The 19830-nt window shown below is 49.5% G+C and carries 16 protein-coding genes; 11 read left to right on the forward strand and 5 right to left on the reverse strand.

Annotation, left to right across the window (positions count from 1 at the left end; translation table 11 throughout):
• Positions 1-7: 7 nt before the first annotated feature.
• Together B9Y77_RS05485 and B9Y77_RS05490 are read left to right on the forward strand one after the other, a co-directional pair.
• Positions 8-901 (forward strand): hypothetical protein, encoded by an 894-nt coding sequence (locus B9Y77_RS05485; RefSeq protein WP_085490766.1) that lies wholly within the window; start codon positions 8-10, stop codon positions 899-901.
• A gap of 52 nt (positions 902-953) precedes the next feature.
• Entirely contained in the window at positions 954-1829 is an 876-nt protein-coding gene (locus B9Y77_RS05490) for a DUF6544 family protein (protein WP_085490767.1), read from the forward strand.
• 182 nt (positions 1830-2011) lie between these two features.
• Here the strand turns inward: B9Y77_RS05490 and priA are convergent, their stop codons facing one another.
• A complete protein-coding gene (gene priA / locus B9Y77_RS05500) occupies positions 2012-4066 on the reverse strand; it encodes a replication restart helicase PriA (protein WP_244536420.1) in 2055 nt (684 codons plus the stop codon).
• 130 nt (positions 4067-4196) lie between these two features.
• On the opposite strand from priA, the gene B9Y77_RS05505 reads away from it, so the two are divergent.
• Complete coding sequence (locus B9Y77_RS05505) at positions 4197-7106, forward strand: DUF349 domain-containing protein (protein WP_085490769.1); 2910 nt, start codon at positions 4197-4199, stop codon at positions 7104-7106.
• 63 nt (positions 7107-7169) lie between these two features.
• Positions 7170-8132 (forward strand): L-threonylcarbamoyladenylate synthase, encoded by a 963-nt coding sequence (locus B9Y77_RS05510; protein WP_254899928.1) that lies wholly within the window; start codon positions 7170-7172, stop codon positions 8130-8132.
• Positions 8133-8195: 63 nt separating this feature from the next.
• On the opposite strand, the gene B9Y77_RS05515 is transcribed toward B9Y77_RS05510, so the two are convergent.
• Together B9Y77_RS05515 and B9Y77_RS05520 are read right to left on the reverse strand one after the other, a co-directional pair.
• Complete coding sequence (locus tag B9Y77_RS05515) at positions 8196-8924, reverse strand: M15 family metallopeptidase (protein WP_254899929.1); 729 nt, start codon at positions 8922-8924, stop codon at positions 8196-8198.
• 47 nt (positions 8925-8971) lie between these two features.
• Entirely contained in the window at positions 8972-11323 is a 2352-nt protein-coding gene (locus tag B9Y77_RS05520; RefSeq protein ID WP_085490771.1) for a hypothetical protein, read from the reverse strand.
• A gap of 66 nt (positions 11324-11389) precedes the next feature.
• Between B9Y77_RS05520 and B9Y77_RS05525 the strand changes: the two genes are divergently transcribed.
• The 6 genes from B9Y77_RS05525 (at position 11390) to nth (ending at position 15852) form a co-directional block, all read left to right on the forward strand.
• Positions 11390-12187 (forward strand): nitrilase-related carbon-nitrogen hydrolase, encoded by a 798-nt coding sequence (locus B9Y77_RS05525; protein WP_085490772.1) that lies wholly within the window; start codon positions 11390-11392, stop codon positions 12185-12187.
• Between the two features lie 231 nt (positions 12188-12418).
• A complete protein-coding gene (locus B9Y77_RS15915; RefSeq protein WP_170861481.1) occupies positions 12419-12556 on the forward strand; it encodes a hypothetical protein in 138 nt (45 codons plus the stop codon).
• A 95-nt stretch (positions 12557-12651) separates the two neighbouring features.
• Positions 12652-12921, forward strand: coding sequence for a hypothetical protein (locus B9Y77_RS05530; RefSeq protein ID WP_139829264.1), 270 nt, complete (start codon positions 12652-12654; stop codon positions 12919-12921).
• A 244-nt stretch (positions 12922-13165) separates the two neighbouring features.
• A complete protein-coding gene (locus B9Y77_RS05535) occupies positions 13166-14350 on the forward strand; it encodes a phosphotransferase (RefSeq protein WP_085490774.1) in 1185 nt (394 codons plus the stop codon).
• 54 nt (positions 14351-14404) lie between these two features.
• Entirely contained in the window at positions 14405-15193 is a 789-nt protein-coding gene (gene cysE, locus B9Y77_RS05540) for a serine O-acetyltransferase (protein WP_085490775.1), read from the forward strand.
• 32 nt (positions 15194-15225) lie between these two features.
• Positions 15226-15852: an endonuclease III gene (nth, locus tag B9Y77_RS05545; protein ID WP_085490776.1), complete on the forward strand. Its 627-nt coding sequence runs from the start codon at positions 15226-15228 to the stop codon at positions 15850-15852.
• Between the two features lie 33 nt (positions 15853-15885).
• On the opposite strand, the gene B9Y77_RS05550 is transcribed toward nth, so the two are convergent.
• Positions 15886-16920, reverse strand: a complete 1035-nt coding sequence (locus B9Y77_RS05550; RefSeq protein WP_085490777.1) for a DUF3300 domain-containing protein — start codon at positions 16918-16920, stop codon at positions 15886-15888.
• 173 nt (positions 16921-17093) lie between these two features.
• Positions 17094-18761, reverse strand: a complete 1668-nt coding sequence (locus B9Y77_RS05555) for a glutamine--tRNA ligase/YqeY domain fusion protein (protein ID WP_085490778.1) — start codon at positions 18759-18761, stop codon at positions 17094-17096.
• A gap of 152 nt (positions 18762-18913) precedes the next feature.
• Between B9Y77_RS05555 and B9Y77_RS05560 the strand changes: the two genes are divergently transcribed.
• Positions 18914-19828, forward strand: a complete 915-nt coding sequence (locus tag B9Y77_RS05560; RefSeq protein WP_085490779.1) for a DMT family transporter — start codon at positions 18914-18916, stop codon at positions 19826-19828.
• The last annotated feature ends 2 nt before the right edge of the window (positions 19829-19830 follow it).

Below are 19830 nucleotides of genomic sequence, written 5' to 3' on the forward strand. Positions count from 1 at the left end.
AAAAATTATGGAACCGACATACGCATTATTCATGACTATTGCAAAACTTGTACTTATTGTCATTTTCGCAATAATTCCCTTTTTATTTGGTGTATTTTCCAACATTTCCACCAAGTTCCACAAAGTATTTTTTATTGCCGGAAGAATCATTTCTATTCTGCTAGCCATTTCTATTGCGGCAGGTCTTTCTGTCGGAATAGTTTTTGTCACTGAAAATGCATTCGAAGCGCGACCATCCTACATTTACGCATGCTACTTTTGCGGGCTGATTACAGCATTTATTCCTTTATCTACATTTTACTTTACTACATGCAAAAAGACAAAAAAGCAACGAGCATGTTATCTCGCCCTCTCGTTTATTGCATTTTTTGTAATCCTTTCAGGTTTTGAATTTCTATACAATCGTGCTTTTGGATTCGTTTTTCAAACGGAACGAGAAGAACAATCCATAAATGAATTTTATACAGACCACCCAGAAGCCGATAAAAACAGTGACATCAACGTATTCGCATCACTTAGTGCAGGCATTGAATGGCTTACCGTGAATATCTCCGTATATAAAGATTCCATCATACTAAAGACAATAGAAAGCAATTATATTGGCGACGGCAAATCGGAAATTGATTCATGTTATCGCAATGATTTGCCTCCAGACTTGACTCAAGACATCATTGAAGAAATCACTTATTATCAACAAGAGACCGATTATAGCCCTTTTGCAGATGCGTGCCTTCATCCACACGCATCTATTGAGCTTGCTAACAACAAAAACGCAACAACGATAAAATTAGACCTTCCAGACATTGATGAATATCATCCCAACGCACAACGTTTGGTAAAAAAAATCAAAAGCCTTGCAAAAGATTCAAAAATAAATCCGACAAAAGGTTGTTCCAATTAATTTCAAGCATTAAAAAAACATGCAAAAAATGAAACCCGCAAAGAGAATTTTCATGGCTATCTTAATTATCATCGCCACCATCATTTTGCTTTTGGCAATTTGGTTCAACATTCCCTATTCGCCCGTCAAAACGCAGTTTCAGAACGATGTTGAAGCAAGGTTGCAAAGAGCCGTGACTCACACAAACGTAAACACCGACAGTTCCGTCGCACCCGCCGGAACGCTTAATTCCGCAGACATCGCAAACCTCCCACCTCTCATTCAAAAATATCTCGAAACGAACGGTTACATCGGCAGCGAAAGGCGCACGCACTTAACTATGGAATACAATGATGTCGATTTCGGCATGGGCGTAAACAAGCCGCGAATCAAAATCGACTACACGCACGTAGACTTTGCCGATTCTCCAGACAGGCTCGCCTTTATCGACAGCAAAATGTTCGGCATTCCATTCCAAGGCTACGATTATTACATGAACGGCAAAGGAGGCATGAAAGGCGTTCTCGCAAAGCTCTTTACACTATTCGACCAAACAGGCCCAGAAATGGACAAGGCCTGCCTCATCACCTATCTCGCCGAAGCATTCTTTTTGCCAGAAGCACTCCTAAAAGATTTCATCACATTCAAGCAAATTGACGAGCACTCCGTAGAAGCTACAATTACAAACAAAGGCGTAACTGCAACCGGCATTTTCCACTTCAACGACGCTTACGAAATGACCTCATTTACCACAAATGATCGTGGTCAAATTTCACCCGACGGAACCATAGAATACACCCCGTGGGAAGCACAATGCGAAAACTACAAAACCTATTCCGATGGTATCAAGCGCCCCACCGTTTTCCGAGCTGTATGGAAAAACAAAGACAGCGACTTCGTCTATTTCAACGGAAAAATCAGTAAAGTGAACGGAGCTATTAGACACTAATGACACTTCTCTTAGGCATCCTTTTCCTTGCTCTTTTCATAAGCGCCATTGTCCGAGGCAAGTTTACGTACGGTCAAGCCGATTACGATTTTCATGAGCACCCGGTGCAATTTATCATCGTCGTTGTTTTTATTCTAGGGATGTCTGTGCTCTGTTTTTACAGATTCATTATTGATTTATAATCAATCCAATTCGACTTTAATATCTACGCCCGCTACCCACGCCTTAGGCGCATTCAAAATGGGAGCAAGCACCTTGCGCACTGCCGCAAGGTTTTGCGTTTTAATATAGAGTTTCACCCAGAACACATTTTGCACCTTCGGAACAAACGCATCGACAGGTCCAAGTACCGTCATCGAAGATTCTTTGCGTAAAATGTTTTCAAGGCGGTTTACCGTATCGCGAAGCAAGTTTTCATCGCGTGAGCCGCAACTGATTTCAACAAGTTTGCAAAACGGCGGATAAAAAGCCATTTGGCGGTTCGAAGATTCAGTTTCGGCAAAGCCATCAAAATCATGGCGAATGGCGTACTGCATTACAGGTTCTGTCGGATTGAGCGTCTGGATAAACACGCGCCCCCCGCCACCGGCGCGCCCCGCACGGCCCGCCGTCTGGCTCAACAGCTGATACAAGCGTTCCGTCGAGCGGAAATCAGGAATACCAAGCCCAGAATCAGCACCGACAATCCCCACAAGTTTCACACCCGGGAAATCGTGACCTTTTGCGACCATCTGCGTTCCAAGCAAAATATTGTATTCACGATTCCTGAACGATGTCAAGATTTTTTCGACAGCGCCCACGTTCTGCGTTGTATCGCGATCCATGCGAATCACTTTCGCATCCGCCACCCATTCATGGATTTCTTCTTCGAGTTTTTCAATCGCACCACCGACAAATTCATACGTTTCAGCACCGCATGTCGGGCACGGCGTATCGACCGGATAAAGCGCAGCACAGTAATGGCACATCAGCGCATTGTACTGTTTATGATAAACTAGCGGAATATGACAATGTTTGCAGTAAAGCGTTTCACCACATTCAGAACAAACTCTAATCTTAGAGTAACCGCGACGATTCATGAGGATAATCGCCTGGTCGCCACCGGCAATGCAATCCGAAAGCGCTTCGCGCAATGCAGGAGACATAAGCACGCCTTTTTGCTGGCGCACCTTGCCCATATCAATCACTTTCACTTCGGGAAGCGGAGCCGCAGTCGCACGGTTCTTGAGCGTCAACAGTTTGAGGTTCCCTGCCTTTGCATTGCGGAACGTTTCAAGGCAAGGCGTTGCAGAGCCAAGCACTACAAGCGCCCCATACTTTTGCGCCAAGTGGAAAGCCAAGTCACGCGTATGGTAACGCGGAGCCGGATCCTGTTGCTTAAACGAAGAATCATGTTCTTCGTCCAAAATAACAACATCAAAATCAAATGGCGAAAGAATGGCACTGCGCGTCCCAAGCACAACTTTTGCAGAGCCATCGAGTACAGCCAAATAACCCGCACGCTTTTGCGGAGCCGAAAGTGCCGAATGCAATACAACAACAGGCACCTTCAAATAATCTTCAAAACGCGATGCCGTCTGCGGAGTAAGCCCAATTTCTGGCACAAGAATAAGCACGCGCTTATTGCGCTTAAGCGCTTCGCGCACCAATTCCTGATAAACTCTCGTTTTGCCACTGCCGGTCACACCATGCAGGAGCGTTCCACGAAAACCATCCTTATCCAAATCTTCAACAAGACTGGCAAGTGCAGTCTCTTGTTCGCCTGTCAAGGGGGGCAGGTCCGAACAGACCTCCATTTCGGGTCCATTTGATAGAGCCTCGCCCCGAGGTTCAGATTTTTCGGCCAGTAAGGCATCGAGAAACTTGTCAAAATCGGCAGGCCAAAAGACGTTCAAGGTGCGCATGGGCGAACTTATATAATACTTAGACACCCACTCCAGCGATTCCATATAACGTTCAGAAAACACATACCCCGACTCATGCGGACACGCATACCGAACGTCAAATGACGGTTTATCGCTATGGACACGGCTCACCAAGGCAAGCGTAGGCTTACGGCGGGCAAGCTGCACCCAAACGACACTCCCCCGCTGAATATCCGCTCCTTCCGGCACCCCGTAAGTAAAAACCGATGGGGACAACGGGATGTAAACCTCGCAAAAACGCGACAGGAGCGCCGAATTACAGCGTTCCTTGACCATCTCCGGAGCAGACGTTTTGGGAATTCTTTTTGCCACGCGGCAAAGATAGTATTGTTACAAGCTTAAATGGGCATAAATTCGCACTGTTTTTCCTGACTATAATATTTTTTTAGTTAGATTATGCTATACGGAGCTGAGGAAGCCCCGCCTACCTATTGGAGATATTATGAGCATTTTTGACGCATTTAAACCGAAATGGCAAAATTCCAACCCCGCAAAGCGCATCGAAGCAATTGCAGACTTGGATGAACTCACTAGTCAAGATATTGTCGAACGAGTGGCCCTTTCTGATGATAATGTCGAAGTGCGAATGGCTGCAGTTAAGAAACTTGCAATTATTAAGACACTTCAGGATATTTCGACAAAAGACAGCGATGCCGGCGTACGCCGTTTGGCAGAATCGAGAGCTTTCGAAGAAATCGTCAAAAAGCTGAAAAACTTTAAAGAATCCGCTCTGAATAGCGAAGTCCTCGGTTACATCGAAGCCATCAAGGACACGCGCTATACCGAAGATGTCCTCAAGGCAACAGACAACGTAACTTTGAAGAGAGAACTTGTCAAGCAGTGCAGCAAGCAGTCCTTGCTCGCCCAGATCGCTACCCGCGATTCCAGCGAAGAAATCGCACTGCAAGCCGCAGACCGCGTAACGTCTGAATCATTGCAGGCAGACCTCATCAAGAGCTCCAAGCACACCTCCGTCCGTAAGAAGATTTCGGATAAAGTTCGTGCCAAGAAGGAAGCCGAAGACAATGGCAGAAAGGCAGCCGAACTCTTGCAGAGCAAGCGCGAAGCCCTCATCAAGCAGGCTCACTTCCTCGCCGCCCAAAAGGACGCTTTTGCCACCAAGCCACAGTTCGACGATTTGATGAACGAAGCAAATGCTCTCGGCATGGGCGAATCTGCTGCAACGCTCAATGAAATTTACGAAAGCTTCAACAAGTTCTACGACGAAGCGAACGCAGCAAAGAAGGCTGCAGAAAACGCCGAAGCTGAAAAGCAGGCAAAGATTGCACGCCTCACGGAATCGCTCACTGAACTCGAAGGATTGCTCGAAGCAGGCACGACCGAAGAAAACGCAGACCGCGTGAATACAATCATCCAGGAATGGAACGAAGGCAAGTCCGTCATGGATGCAGCCTTGATCAAGCGCTTCAACAACGCCTACTTCAAGTCTCAAGAAGCAAAGAAGATTGAAATTCCGACCGCAGAATCTGAAAACGCAAGCGAAGAAGAAATAGCCATCCGCAAGAGCCTTCTCGAACGTCTCCAGGCACTTTCTGAAACGGAAATCGATGAAAACACGGGCAAGCACTTGCATGCCATCGTTCGCGAATGGGAAAAGCTCGCACTCCTCGAAGGCGACGATCCGATTCTCCAGGCATACAATGCTCTCCGCACCAAGCTGAGCGAACTCATCAGCGCATTCAACGAAAAGACCCAGAAGGTCATCGAAGAAAATTCCAAGAAGCTCCGCGGCCTCATCGAACGCATCCAGAACATCGATGAAAACCAGGAATTCCGCGAAATCCACAAAATTCTCCGCGACACTTATCAGGAATGGAAGGAAATCGTTGGCGAACAGAAGTTCAAGTACCACGATCTCTGGCAGGAATACAAGATTGCCACCTCCCGTTTCCAGGAAATGCAGCAGTGGGAAAACTGGCACAACGAAAAGGACCGTGACACCATCATCGAAGAAATGGACGCGCTCTCCAAGGAAACTCCGAGCCAGGCTGTGCTTGCCAAGTTCCGCGAACTCTGCGGCAAATGGCGTGAAATCGGCCCGATTTCTGCAGCCAAGTTCCAAGACTACCGCGACCGCTTCCAGGCTCTCGTAGACAAGGTCAAGGAAAACTGCGCACCGTTCATCGAAGAACAGAACGCCGAACGCCAAAAGAACCTCGTCGACAAGGAAGCCCTCTGCCAGAAGGTCGAAGACCTCGTTGCTAACGCTGAAATTTTCTGGAAGGACAAATTCAAGGCAGTGCAGGAAATCCAGGAAAACTGGAAGAACATTGGCATGGTCCCGAAGGAAGCTTTTGCAGCCCTCAACAAGCGTTTCAAGGACGCCGTAAACGCCTTCTATGCCCAGCACAAAGAAAATGTGAAGCGCGAAGATGACAGCCGCGAAGCCAACTACGAAAAGAAGGTTGCTCTCTGCATGGAAGCCGAAGCCATCAAGGATTCGACAGACTGGAACGCCACCTCCACCAAGCTCAAGCAGTTGCAGGACGCATGGAAGGCAACAGGCCCAGTGCCGAAGAGCAAGTCCGACGAAATTTGGACACGCTTCCGCACCGCTTGCGATTCCTTCTTTGAAAAGAAGCGCAGCCACTTTGAAGAAATGGACGCCGCCAAGCAGAAGAACCTCGAACAGAAGCAGGCCCTCTGCGAAAAGCTCGAAGCTCTCGACATCGCCAACATCACTCCAGAAGTCATCGAAGCTTACAAGGCCATCGATGCTGAATGGAAGACGATTGGCATGGTCCCGAAGGACGCTGTAGAATCCATCAACGAACGCTTCAACGCAATCGTCAATAAGATTGTCGCCAAGATGGCTGAATCTGACCCGGAACTCCAGGCCAAGATTGCAGACATCAAGAAGAAGAAGCAGGAAATGATCGAAAAGGTCCGCCAGTTTGCCGAAAGCGCAGGTTCCAACCAGCTCGCCGATGCCGTTCGCGACATCCAGAAGGAATGGGTCACGCTCGGTTCTTGCGGTAACGACGACGATGAACTCCGCAAGGCATTCCGCGATGTCTGCGATGACTTCTTCACCCGCCGCCGCGACCAGCTCGACATTCAGGAACAGGCTCGCCAGAACAACCTCCAGAAGAAGATTCTTCTCTGCGAACAGGCCGAAGACTTGCTCACCGACTTGAACGATCAGACGGTCGTTGCCTCGATGAACAAGGTCAAGCATTTCCGCCGCTTGTGGAAGGAAGTCGGTGCCGTTCCTCGTGAGCACTCCGAAAAGATCTGGAAGCGCTTCAATTCCGCTTGTGACCAGGTATTTGCCTTCGGCCGCAAGGACGAAAAGAAGGAAGAAGCTCCGGCAGCAACAACTGAAGCTTAAGCGAAAAACATATAAGCAAAAAAGAGGATGGCAGAAAAGCCATCCTTTTTCTATTTTTGGGTCATGAAATTCCCGCCATGGACAAGTGTAAGCGAAGCAGCCCGCCTCCTCAAGGAAGGCGAAGTCGTCGCCATCCCGACAGAAACGGTTTACGGGCTCGCCGGTAACGCTTTCGAGCCCAAAGCTCTCGCCAAGATTTTCGCAGCTAAAGAACGCCCGACGTTCGACCCGCTGATTGTCCATATCGCAGACATTGCACAGCTCACCGACATCGCGAAGGACATTCCCGATAGCGCCTACAGACTCGCCGAAGCCTATTGGCCGGGCCCGATGACGATTATCCTTCCCAAGAAGGATTGCATCCCCGACCTTTGCACAAGCGCCCTCCCCTCCGTGGCCGTGCGCTTCCCGAGCCATCCGATTGCACAGGCAATCATCAAGGAATCAGGGCTCCCGCTTGCCGCCCCGAGCGCAAATCTCTTTAAGCATGTAAGCCCGACAACGGCAGAACACGTAGCAGCACAGCTCGCCGACCGCATCGCGGGCATTGTCGATGGCGGCCCCTGTTCAGTCGGTGTCGAAAGTTCCATCATCTCGCTCATCGGTGAACCGACCGTCATGCGCCCAGGCGCCATCACGCCAGAGATGTTCAAGGCCATTCTCGGTGAAGTGAAAATCAAGGAATCTACGTCCAAGCCGGGCCAGCCGATGCTCGCCCCCGGCCAATGCGACACGCATTACCGCCCGCAAGTCCCGCTTTACTACGGTGAAGTCCCAGCCGGCTACAAACTGCCGGAGCATACCGTTCGCATAGCATTCGGTACACAGCAAGGCCCTGTTCCTGCAACTGTAAATTTGTCAGCAACAGGCGACATGGTCGAAGCAACATCCAAGCTTTACGCATTCATGCACGACCTCGACGACCCAAAATTCGATTTGATTCTCGTGGACCCCATCCCGAACACAGGCGTCGGCATGGCGCTCAACGACCGCTTGAAACGCGCAAGCATCAAGTCATTACCGTAAATACGAGATTATAGTTACCATGGGCGGCATCGCCGCAGTAACTAGTAACTCGGAACTCTTAACTCAAATCGGGAACAGCGGGTAGTGTTCCTTGGTATAGGCACGCGTGAATGCGTTGAAATGCCACCATTCACTAGAGAGCATCACCCACCCCGCACGCTTCATGATATTGCGGAGCAAGTTGCGGTTATCGATTTGCTGTTGCGTGAGGCGCCCGGACTTTAAAGCATCAGCCTCGCCCACTGCACCCGCACAGCGTTCAAAAGAATCAAAGTCAGCACCCATATCCAGCAAATTGCCTGTGGTATCGGCAATGCCTAAATCAAGCGCAAGCCCGTAATTGTGGAGCCCGCCAGTCTTGCCCGACGAAACGAAATGGCTGTAAGGCGTTCCCGCCACAGATTGTTTCAGAACGGATTGCGCATACATCGGGCGCGCCGCATCAAAAATCACAAGCGTATATCCCGGCAATTCCTTGGCGATAATCGAAAGCGCTCGTTTCAGCTTTGGCAAGCCATCCTTATGGATAAACGCACGCTGGATACCGCAATACATATCGTGACCAGTCACGTTGTTAAACGTGGCATAGCGCAGGTCCATGCGGAGCCCGCGCATATACGTAATTTCGACCAAATTAGAATCGTGGCTTGCGTAATCCACCCATTGCTTTGCCGAAGAGCAATAACGCAAAGGTTTCGCGGGCTTCGGCGGCACAAACAAGCTATCCGTTACATGCGCAAACGAGGAAACCGCGAAAAACGCAATTGCTAAAACAATAGATTGCTTCGTCACTTCGTTCCTCGCAATGACAACTTGCGCGACATTCTACAATCTACGCATTAAATTCCCAGCTGCACTTCTACGCCAAACTGGAAGTAGAGTCCCATGCCCTTAGCAATAAACGGCACGAGGTCATAGCCATTAGCTGTATTCTTGTCGTTATCGCGAGCGACCCAAGAACGTTCACGAGCATTCTCGGAACCAAGGAACTTCAAGGCTGCGACATCGAGCTTCGAGAAAATATTATCCAGTTCGAGGTAGAATCTTGCGTTCCTGAAGAAACCCTTTGTCTTTGTCAAATCGAGATTCACACGCAAATCCGTTCTGTACAAGTCAGCGAATTCGTGATAATCCTTAAGTTCACGCGAGCCATTCTTATCATTTGTTGCAGGCTTAATCGCATAATAGTAAAGCGGTCTATGCCATGCTGCATGGTGCGTCAAAATCACAGACACAATCGAATCCTTGCGCGGATAATATCTGAGATGCGTCACCATATCCAAACGGGAGTTCGCTTCCCACGGCAAAGACTTTCCGCCCTTCAATTCGTATTCACCATACACAGAGCTTGCATTCATCGCGAGCGAGAAGTGATGAGAAGTCTTCCATTCCAAAGATCCCGAAGCGCCAGAAACCCAAGCGTAATCAACCGGAGTCACATCATTGTAATTAGCAAAAGCCTTCGGCAACGGGAGGAGAGGATCAAAGTAGAAACGTCCAAAGCCCGAGAACTGAGCCACCAAGTACTTGGAGCGGTAGCCAAAGCCAAGCTTGAGCGACGTTCCCGATTCCAAACGACCGGTCAAATCGCCATTGTCAAAGTAATGCTTCCAGTCTGCACGGTAAGCAGCATTGCCAAAGAGTCTCCAGTAAGCAGAGTCTGTTTTAGACAAATTGCGTTCCATATCGAAAGAAGCTGTCGGCAAAGCCTTGTGGTCCGCAGCATCCGCCACAGCTCCCACAGAAAGCATGTGTTCCGAATAATTATCCTTCCAGTCAAGAGTCACTGCACCCGACAGAACGCCCGTCTGGTAATCGCTACTTTCTTCACCACCAGGAACCGGGAAACTGCGTTCAACCATGTGGTGTTCATAGAGAACAGCGCCACGCAAGTCCGCACCAAAGATGTCTGCATTAAATCTCTTATCCGCACCAGCACTGAGCGTCGTATGCGTTTGGCTGTAACCGTCAATAAAAGTTCTTGCCGATTCATCGGAAAGCTTGCCCGAACGGAATCCCGTCGTATCACGCAACGTATCGCTCAAACTCTCGCGGACAAGCCCCGCATGGAAGCTCGCGCCAAACTTAGAAGCGTATTCAGCACCAAGCACCAAATACTTTTGACTACCCTCGATAATATCAATCGAATTGATGGCACCATAAGTAGACGATGTATCCTGACTGATCTTGTATTCATCAGAGCTGTACAACGCTCTCAAAGCCCAAGTCTTATTTCCGAGAGAATCGGAACCGTTCAACTGAGCATAAACATCAAATGCCGTAAGATCAAACGGATCCGAAGACTTCACCTTGCAGTCGCCAGAGCAATCGTCATCACGCTTGCGGAATTCCGTAAAGAACTTTTCGCCCAAATTTTTGAGCATCTCGCCATCCAGGCGGCGGAAAGCAAAGCGGAAGCTATCCCAGATAAAAAACGGTGCATCAAGCACAACTTCCTGGAGTGTAAGACCGGCAGAGCCTCTCAGCCCCCATTCGCCACTCGTCTGTTCCGGAATGTACTGGATTGAAGTTGCCAAGCCTTGCCCAAGAGGTCCTTGTCCGTAATGGTCATGAACTTCGATACCGCTTAACGTGTGCGGGTTCACGATAGACAAGTTGCCCGGAAAGCCCACATCCAAATGACGCATGTTCGGGATGCGGAGGCGGCCCAAATGGTAGGCAACGTCGCTTGCACGAGAACCTTCATAATAAAGAGCGCTGCTAAAATCTTTCTGACCCGAAATACCAGGCATCTGGCTCAAGTGCTCCGTCAAGTCAAAACGCATTCCCGCCGCATCTTCAAGCTTTTCAAGTTTTACCGTTCGTTCAACTTCCCACTTGACCGGTTCACCATCGCCAATAATCGTGCTCGAACCAAGATTCGTGACATTCGTACTGAGCGTAATGACCATGTCCATCAAGTCGGCATAGTCCTGCAAATCCACAAAGACGCTATCGAAGCCCTCTTTCTTGAACACAAGCGAGGCATTCTTGGAATCCACGGTCAGCTCAAAACGACCTCGGGAATCCGTCTCACCGATGCGCTTGCCGGACTGATACGTAATAGCCACATCCTTGACAGGCAAATCAGATTCTGCTTCAAGGACGACACCGATAACCGTTGTAGGCGAAGCCGCAAAGACCCCAACCACAATAAACAGGACAAAACTGAAAAATAAGCGGAAATTCATACTTTCAAAATAGATATTTTATGCAAGAAAAATTCAAGCAAGTCCTCAACATCTTATATTATACGCATGCTTAAAGTTTATTTAGTCCAATTCGACAGCGTTAAGGGCAACAAAACCGAAAATCTCGCACGAGCAAAGAAGATGATTCTCGATGCAAAGCCCAATGAGGGGAGTCTCGTGCTCCTTCCCGAGATGTTCGCCACAGGGTATGTGCCCGCCAATCTCGACAATGCCGCCGAAGACTTCAGCTCGAATAGCGCCGGTGAAACCGCACGCACGCTCTCCGAAATCGCAGACGCAACGAACTGCACCATCATGGGAGCAGGCATCACCCGCGCAAGCCACGGATTTTATAACCACGTAAGCATCTACAAACCCAACGAAGCCCAGGAATTCTGCGGGTACAACAAGATGAACTTGTTCTTTCCCGAGAAAGAACGCTTTAAAGCGGGCGAGAAAGTTAATTTATTTAAGTTCAATAATTGGACCATAGCTTCGTTTATCTGCTACGACTTGCGGTTCCCCGAAATCTTCCGCGAAGCGACCAAAAAAGGTGCAAATTTCATCACGATCCAGGCAGCGTGGCCCGCCAAGAGACGCGCCCACTGGGAAACGCTCCTCAGAGCACGTGCCATCGAAAATCAAGTCTATATCGCCGCCGTGAACGCCGTCAGCGAAAACCCCGACCAAAAGCTCCCGCTTGCAGGCACCTCCCTCATCATTTCGCCGAACGGAGACATTCTCGCCGAAGGCCCAACCCAAAACGAAATCATCATTTCAGCCGAACTGGACATCCAAGCGGAACGTGATTATCGTAAATCCTTCCCCGTTCTCGAAGGCATCGTCCCTCCAGAATTTTTATAGAACTGGCGCAAATCATAGACGAATCCGTAAGAATCAAGTGAACTGAATCACACCATAAAGGGATGTGGCTCAAAGACTCTTGGACAATCAGTCAAGCCCAATCCATTGACTATCAATGTGTTACAGAACACGTTTTTTATATATTTGCCGAAAAATTTTCTTTCCGGTATTGACATTTTTACCACAGAAAGATTATTTTTATATTACGTCTTTTAAGAAAAGAGGCTTAATATGGCAACAACAAGAAAAATTGACGAAGCAAAAGAGCTCATCAAAGCAGGGCTCAAACGCGAGCTGATTTTAAAAATCACCTCTATTTCGGAACACGAGTACAGCCTTCTCCAGCGTGAACTCCTCGCAACGGCATAGGCTTGCAGCTCATTCTGAACATACCCGCCCAACAAGCAACCGACGGAGCTTCTCGTAAGGCCGCCGTTATTGCTTGTTATAAAGACGGGAGCCTCTTGCTCGATGCGAGGGACAACCTCAAGCCCGCAAGATTTACCATGCATCCGTCCGACAATTTTCCATGGACGGAATTCATCGAAAAACTGCTTGCCGCATGGCAGCTCTGCGATTACAGCGATGTTCCAGAAGCGTTCAAGCCCATCAAGCAGATTCCACCCTTCGTAATCGAAGGTCTACCGCGCGAACCCGTGCCACAGCAACTCAAGGTACTAGCCTCGTTACGCTCACAAGGCTATTTCGCAACGCTTCAGAATCCAGGGAAATAATTTAGGGCAAATAAAAAAGAAAGTGCCCTCTCCTAATCCGTATCGACCAAACATCGACCATAATCGAAGACACTTTCTTTGTTTTTCCAAGGAGAATCCACCCTTCCATCTCCTACGTTTTATATTATACATTATTTTGGTCAAATAGATTATTATTAAAAAAATATTTTCTAATCAAAAATTATATATTCAAAAAAAACGTGTAGGGAGATTCCCGCCTTCGCGGGAATGACAAGTTTATATTATGAACCTTATCAAGTATTTTAGCAAGCAACGTTGGTTCATGGGAAAAAACAGAACCATCTTACGCGCAGACACGCTCGACTCCACAGAAGCCGGCAACACGCGCATCAGGCTTATCAAGGTTTCGTTCGACGACGGCGAAAGTGACATTTATACGGTCATCGATGACGAAAATGCAGTTGGTAAAATTCTCGAAGACGCATTCCTCGATGGTTCTCAGCAGTCCGTTTTCGCAGGCGACTCCGGATTTTTCTCGTTTAGAATTACATCGCCATTTTCGAGAGCGGCGCTCACGAGTATCAAGCCCGTTTCAAAGGAACAGAGCAATTCCGCATTTTGCGCTCCCGGCAAGTTTTTCTTCAAGCTATACCGCAGGCTAGAACCGGGTTTACACCCCGAAGCCGAAATTCTAGAAGCAATGAACAAGGCAGACAGCAGCCGCGTTCCAAGACTTTACGCCGTCTGCAATTACAAGGCCAAAGGCGGTGAAATTTACACGTGGGGAATCCTCGAAGAGCATTTCCCGAACGCACTTGACGCCTGGAGCGAATTCTGCAATAACATGAATAGCACGGACGCTTTCCAGCTCGGGATGTCCACTGCGCAAATGCACGAAAGCCTCAAGCGTTTAAGCGGTCCCAAGTACAGCGGCATCGAACCGCCATTTGACCGATTGGCACAACTTTTGAAGAACTCCACGGATACCGAGTACGTTCCAAAATTGCGCGATAAGCTCCCGGAACTGCGCATCCGCTACAGTGACTTGCTCCGCGAAACATTCAGCGACAAGACTATCAAAAAACAGCGCATCCACGGAGATTACCACCTCGGGCAAGTGCTAATTACGCAAAGTGCAAACGGCACCAAGCATTTCGAGATTATAGACTTTGAAGGGGAACCCACGCGTAGCCTCGACTACAGGCGCACCATCCGCTCCCCCGCTGTCGATATCGCCGGGATGCTGCGCAGCTTTGCTTACGCAGGCGCCATAGCCAAGACCGACCCGACCGAAGCACAAAAATCTTTTATCACAGGATATTCCAAAGTCTCCGGGATTTCCACCGAAGAAATCGAAAAGGAATCCAAGCCCTACATTCTCGCAAAAGCCATCTACGAAGCATGCTACGAGTTAGAATTCCGCCCCGACTGGTTCTGGATCCCCGCCAAAGCGCTACTAGAGTTATAAGAAAAGCAAATAGGAACGCGCCGCGACTGCATATTTTCTATATTTGGCGTCATCATGACACCAGAAGAAATGGAACAGTTACTCCGCAAGGACGCAGCAGAGCTCGTCAAAACCGAGTCGTTTTCGAAGTTGATGCTCGAAGAGCAAATCCTTAACCGCAAGAACTTTGCGGATATGCTTGGAGTAACCCTCGCCTGTCAGCTCGCCGGTGAAGTCATCGACCGCGCAGAACTCGAGAAGATGTTCCGCGTCATGTACGAAAAATATCCCCAATTGCTTATTTGCGCGACAAAGGACTTGCACGCAACGGTCCTCCGCGACCCCGCTTGCACGGGCCCCCTCGAACCGCTACTGTTCTTCAAGGGTTTCCAAGGACTGCAAGCCTACCGCGTAGCCCATGTTCTTTATGAAGAAGGCCGCCACTTCCCCGCCAAGATGCTCCAGAGCATCATCAGCCGCAAGTTCGGTATGGACATCCACCCGGCAGCAAAGATTGGCCACGGACTTTTGGTGGACCACGCCACAAATATCGTCATCGGTGAAACCGCAACCGTCGGGAACAACGTGAGCTTTTTGCATGGCGTGACCTTGGGCGGTACCGGTAACGAAATCGGCGACCGTCACCCGAAAATCGGGAATGGCGTGATGCTCGGCGCCCATGCCCAATTGCTCGGAAATATCCACATCGGCGATGGCGCAAAAATTGGCGCTGGCGCCGTGGTGCTTTGCGATGTTCCTGCTCACACGACGTATGCAGGCGTCCCAGCCGTTCAGGTGGGCCACCCGCACGATGACATGCCGAGCTTCAACATGCAGCAAGACTTCACGCGCGACAAGAATTAGACGAAAGAACGCCCAAAGCGAGAATCGCGTAAATGAACAAGGCTGCGAAAATCAAATTCATTGGCGATAAGCTGGACGAACTATACCCGAATCCGCCCATTCCGCTGGATTTTACAAGCCCATTCACACTCCTCGTTGCCGTTGTTTTAAGCGCTCAGTGCACCGACATCCGTGTAAACCAGGTGACCGCGGTTCTCTTTAAAGAAGCAAACACTCCCGCCAAGATGATCAAGCTCGGAGTAGACCGCATTGCCGAAATCATCAAGCCCTGCGGTTTCTTTAACACCAAAAGCGTGAACATTTTCAAGCTCTCGCAAGCGCTCGTCGAAAAGTTCAAAGGCGAAGTCCCACACACGTTCGAGGAACTCGAAAGCCTCCCCGGAGTCGGACATAAGACGGCAAGCGTCATCATGAGCCACATCTTTAAGCTCCCGGCATTCCCGGTCGATACGCACATCCATCGCCTTGCCGAACGCTGGGGCTTGAGCGACGGTTCAAGCGTTGAAAAGACCGAAGCGGATTTAAAAAAAGCTTTTCCCGAAAGCGAATGGGAAAAGCGTCATTTGCAAATCATTTATTTTGGGCGCAACTACTGCAAAGCGCGCGGGCACAAAGACGAAGAATGCCCAATTTGCTCTGTAGTGAAAAAACACAAGTAAAACTCACGAGGGCGATTCCACCCCAAGATAGCCTTACCTTCTACGCGATGGTGGCGGAGGTGGCGCATTATGCGAGCCATGATGACGTTCTGAACGGCGCGATTGCCAACGATCCTCATCGTCATTTGAGCTAGAAGCCTGCGGCGGAAGTGGTGCCGGACGCTTATAATTCGACGGAGGCGGAGGCGCCGGTCGAGTATTGTTCGAAGGAGCCTGAGCTGAAGTCGCCGATTTTCTCAAGACATTTGACGAAGGCGCTGGAGGAGGTGCCGACGGTCGCCTATCCCACGATGAATGCGAACGCGGAGGAGGCGGATTGTCAAAACGCCTGGGCGCAGGCCTATCATAACGCGGACCCGGAGCAGGTCTAGGCTTTACACGGTGACGCGGAGGCGGTGCATAACGATGCGGATGGCGATAATGCGGACGGCGATGCACCCAGTCATAATAGAACGGATCCCAGCCCCAATAAACGAGACCCGCACCAGTCCAAACGCCGTTCACATAACGGAGGCGAATGTTGCCGTCTGAAACAACGTAATAAACAACACGCGGATCGTATTCCGGGACGTACACATATTCTTCGCGAACCGGCTGAATCGAAACGTTATCATCAACGGTCACTGCAATTTTGTCATCACTGCTCAAATAGCCATTTCTGTGAGCAACCCGACGCATTCTCTGCACGGCATCCATCACATCGGCTTTTTGCATATCCACGGCTTCGCCAAGCTGTTTTGTCCAAGTGGCATACTTCGACATTTTACGGAGCACATCCGGAAACGGGATAAGCGCGATTACCGATTCGTCGAATTCCAAATCAGCTCGTTCAATGGCACTCGCCAAACCGTCGCCCGACAAATGACGATGGGCAGTAGCAAAAGCAGACGCACGCGGAATATCATCAACATACACCGAAGCATCCAGAACATGCACCAAGAGCGGGTCTGGATAAAGCGCAATCGTCGCGACTAGCGTATCGAGTTCCGAAGGCGTATAGCGAGTCTGGGCATTAGCCATCAGCGGGAGCGCAATCATCGCCACAAGCAGAGTCATTAAACGTTTCATAAGACCTCCTTCTTTAAAGGACCTCTTTTTAATCTACAATTTTTTTACCGTAAAAACAAAATACCCCGGCTGTTGGGCCGAGGTAACTAAAAGGAATAGTCATTAGAAGTTAGCCGTTAGTCATTAGTTCAAAACCAATGACCACTGACTAATGACTACAAACCAAGTTCAATTTACTTTGTAGGATTAAATGAATCTTTCAATCCCACAGTTCTGTTGAATACGAGGTGACCCGGCTTGGAGTCTTCGCTATCGAGGCAGAAGTAGCCCTGACGCATGAACTGGAAGCGGTCTTCAAGCTTCGCATCGGCGAGAGCGGGTTCCACCTTGGCCTGCTTAATAACCATGGAATTCGGGTTCAGATAATCGTGCCAATCTTCGCCTTCCGGGACCTGGGCCGGATCTTCGAGCGTGAACAAGTTATCAATGAGGCGCACTTCGGCATCCACAGCATGTGCTGCAGAAACCCAGTGGATCGTACCCTTGACCTTGCGGCCATCCGGAGATTCGCCACCCTTGCTGAGCGGGTCATAGACGCAGTGGATGACCTTGACCTTGCCGTCAGCATCCTTTTCGACGCTCTTGCAAGTGACAAAGTAAGCACCCTTGAGACGGACTTCGCCTTCCGGCTTCAAGCGGAAGTACTTCTTCGGCGGTTCTTCCATGAAGTCGTCTGCTTCGATGTAGAGTTCACCGCTGAACGGCACCTTGCGGGTTCCTGCGTTCGGGTCGTTCGGGTTGTTCTCGACTTCGATCATTTCGACCTTGCCTGCTTCCCAGTTGTCAATCACGAGCTTGACCGGATCAATCACGGCCATCACGCGGTTAGCGGTCTGGTTCAATTCTTCGCGGATGCAGAAGTAAAGGAGGTTCACGTCGACCATGGAGTCGGCCTTGGAAACGCCGATGCGGCTGCAGAATTCGCGGATGGAACTCGGGGTAAAGCCACGGCGGCGGAAACCGCAAACAGTCGGCATACGCGGGTCGTTCCAGCCAAGCACAGCCTTTGTCTGCACAAGTTCGAGGAGCTTGCGCTTACTCATCATCGTGTACGAGAGGTTCAAGCGAGCAAATTCAATCTGCTGCGGACGGTTCTGCAAACCAAGTTCAATGAGGAACCAGTCGTAAAGCGGACGGTGAGCTTCGAACTCCAGCGTGCAGATGGAGTGCGTGATGCCTTCGATCCAGTCGCTAATCGGGTGCGCAAAGTCGTACATCGGGTAGATGCACCACTTGTCGCCCGTGCGATGATGCGTGCAATGCTTGATGCGGTAGATGACCGGGTCGCGCATGTTCATGTTCGGGCTTGCGAGGTCGACCTTGGCACGGAGGCACTTTTCACCGTCGGCGTACTTGCCGTCGCGCATTTCGTGGAAGAGCTTCATGTTTTCTTCGACGCTGCGGTCGCGGTAGGGGCTCGGGCGGGAGGGCTTGCCAGCATCGTTGCCGCGGTATTCCTGCATTTCGTCGCGAGTCAAATCTTCGACGTATGCCTTGCCCATTTCAATCATCTTTTCGGCAAAGGCGTAAATCTGGTCGTAGTAGTCGCTTGCGAAAAATTCTTCTTTCCATTCAAAGCCGAGCCACTTCACGTCTTCGCGGATGGAATCGACGTATTCCACATCTTCCTTGGTCGGGTTCGTGTCGTCGAAACGGAGGTTCGTAAAGCCGCCGAACTTCTTGGCGGTGCCGAAGTTCAAGCAGATGGACTTGGCATGTCCAATGTGAATATAGCCGTTCGGTTCGGGCGGGAAACGCGTCAGCACGTGATCGCGCTTGCCAGTCTGGAGGTCGTTAACGATAATGTCCTGAATAAAATTCGAAGATTCGGGGATTTCCATATTTCAATCCTTTGATTTTTACAGCGGATAATTTAGAAAATAGACGAGAGACGAGAGACGAGAGACGAGAGGAAATAGTGGCAATATAAGGTTATTGAACTTAGGGCTTAGACTGAACAATCTTTGACAAGCATTTCTATTTTTACACTAGAATGGCAAATATTGGATATAGTTTTTTAATGGTACTGGCGGCATTTCTGTGGGGTTCCACATTTGTCGCCCAAATTGAAGGGAACGACGTTGGTCCGTTCGCTTTCGTGTGCATGCGAAATTTCATCGCCACAGGAGTCCTTTTCGGACTGGCGAAGGTATTGGACAAATTCAACAAAAGCCCTAGAAAGCCGAAAACAAAAGAAGAAAACAAGGCTCTCTGGAAAGCAGGCTTATTCTGCGGGCTTACGCTTTTCTTTGCAATGAACTTGCAACAAACGGGACTTTTCCTCGGATGTTCCGCCGGGAAGGCAGGGTTCCTGACCGCGTGCTACATCATTTTCGTACCGATTCTAAGCACATTTTTTGGCAAGAAGATTTCCCCTAAGATTTGGCTCTGCGTAGCCATCACGCTTGAAGGGCTTTACCTGCTCTGCATCAAGGAAGATTTTACCATCCAACCATCCGATATCGTTCTATTGCTTTGCGCTCTTGCCTTTGCAGCACACATTCTCGTCGTCGGAAAGTACGGCCCTTACATGGACAATGTGAGACTTTCGGCAATACAGTTTCTAGTGGTGGCATCGCTTTCCATTTTCCCGATGTTTTTCGTGGACTTGAAAGGAAATTTTGCGGGGTTTGGCACGGTGATAGACGTCTATTCGCATTTCAAGCCGTGGATTCCGCTTTTGTACGCCGCCATCCTTTCGAGCGGTGTCGCATTCACGTTGCAAATTGTCGCGCAAAACAAATTAAGGCCCACCATAGCATCGCTATTGATGAGCCTTGAATCTGTATTTTCCGTGATTTCTGGATGGGTGATGCTCGGTGAGCGATTTACCCTTCAAGAAGGAATCGGTTGCGTGCTAATGTTTACCGCCGTCATCCTCGCGCAAGTCAAAATCAGACGCCAATAGTG

The sequence above is a fragment of the Fibrobacter sp. UWB13 genome (genome assembly GCF_900177805.1).
Taxonomy (GTDB): Bacteria; Fibrobacterota; Fibrobacteria; order Fibrobacterales; family Fibrobacteraceae; genus Fibrobacter.

Bases quoted from the DNA above. Each gene is read 5' to 3' on its own strand.
- B9Y77_RS05485 (WP_085490766.1), top strand. From the start codon at position 8: ATGGAACCGACATACGCATTATTCATGACTATTGCAAAACTTGTACTT.
- B9Y77_RS05490 (WP_085490767.1), top strand. From the start codon at position 954: ATGGCTATCTTAATTATCATCGCCACCATCATTTTGCTTTTGGCAATT.
- B9Y77_RS05505 (WP_085490769.1), top strand. From the start codon at position 4,197: ATGAGCATTTTTGACGCATTTAAACCGAAATGGCAAAATTCCAACCCC.
- B9Y77_RS05510 (WP_254899928.1), top strand. From the start codon at position 7,170: ATGAAATTCCCGCCATGGACAAGTGTAAGCGAAGCAGCCCGCCTCCTC.
- B9Y77_RS05520 (WP_085490771.1), bottom strand. From the start codon at position 11,323: ATGAATTTCCGCTTATTTTTCAGTTTTGTCCTGTTTATTGTGGTTGGG.
- B9Y77_RS05525 (WP_085490772.1), top strand. From the start codon at position 11,390: ATGCTTAAAGTTTATTTAGTCCAATTCGACAGCGTTAAGGGCAACAAA.
- B9Y77_RS15915 (WP_170861481.1), top strand. From the start codon at position 12,419: ATGGCAACAACAAGAAAAATTGACGAAGCAAAAGAGCTCATCAAAGCA.
- B9Y77_RS05535 (WP_085490774.1), top strand. From the start codon at position 13,166: ATGAACCTTATCAAGTATTTTAGCAAGCAACGTTGGTTCATGGGAAAA.
- cysE (WP_085490775.1), top strand. From the start codon at position 14,405: ATGACACCAGAAGAAATGGAACAGTTACTCCGCAAGGACGCAGCAGAG.
- nth (WP_085490776.1), top strand. From the start codon at position 15,226: ATGAACAAGGCTGCGAAAATCAAATTCATTGGCGATAAGCTGGACGAA.
- B9Y77_RS05550 (WP_085490777.1), bottom strand. From the start codon at position 16,920: ATGAAACGTTTAATGACTCTGCTTGTGGCGATGATTGCGCTCCCGCTG.
- B9Y77_RS05555 (WP_085490778.1), bottom strand. From the start codon at position 18,761: ATGGAAATCCCCGAATCTTCGAATTTTATTCAGGACATTATCGTTAAC.
- B9Y77_RS05560 (WP_085490779.1), top strand. From the start codon at position 18,914: ATGGCAAATATTGGATATAGTTTTTTAATGGTACTGGCGGCATTTCTG.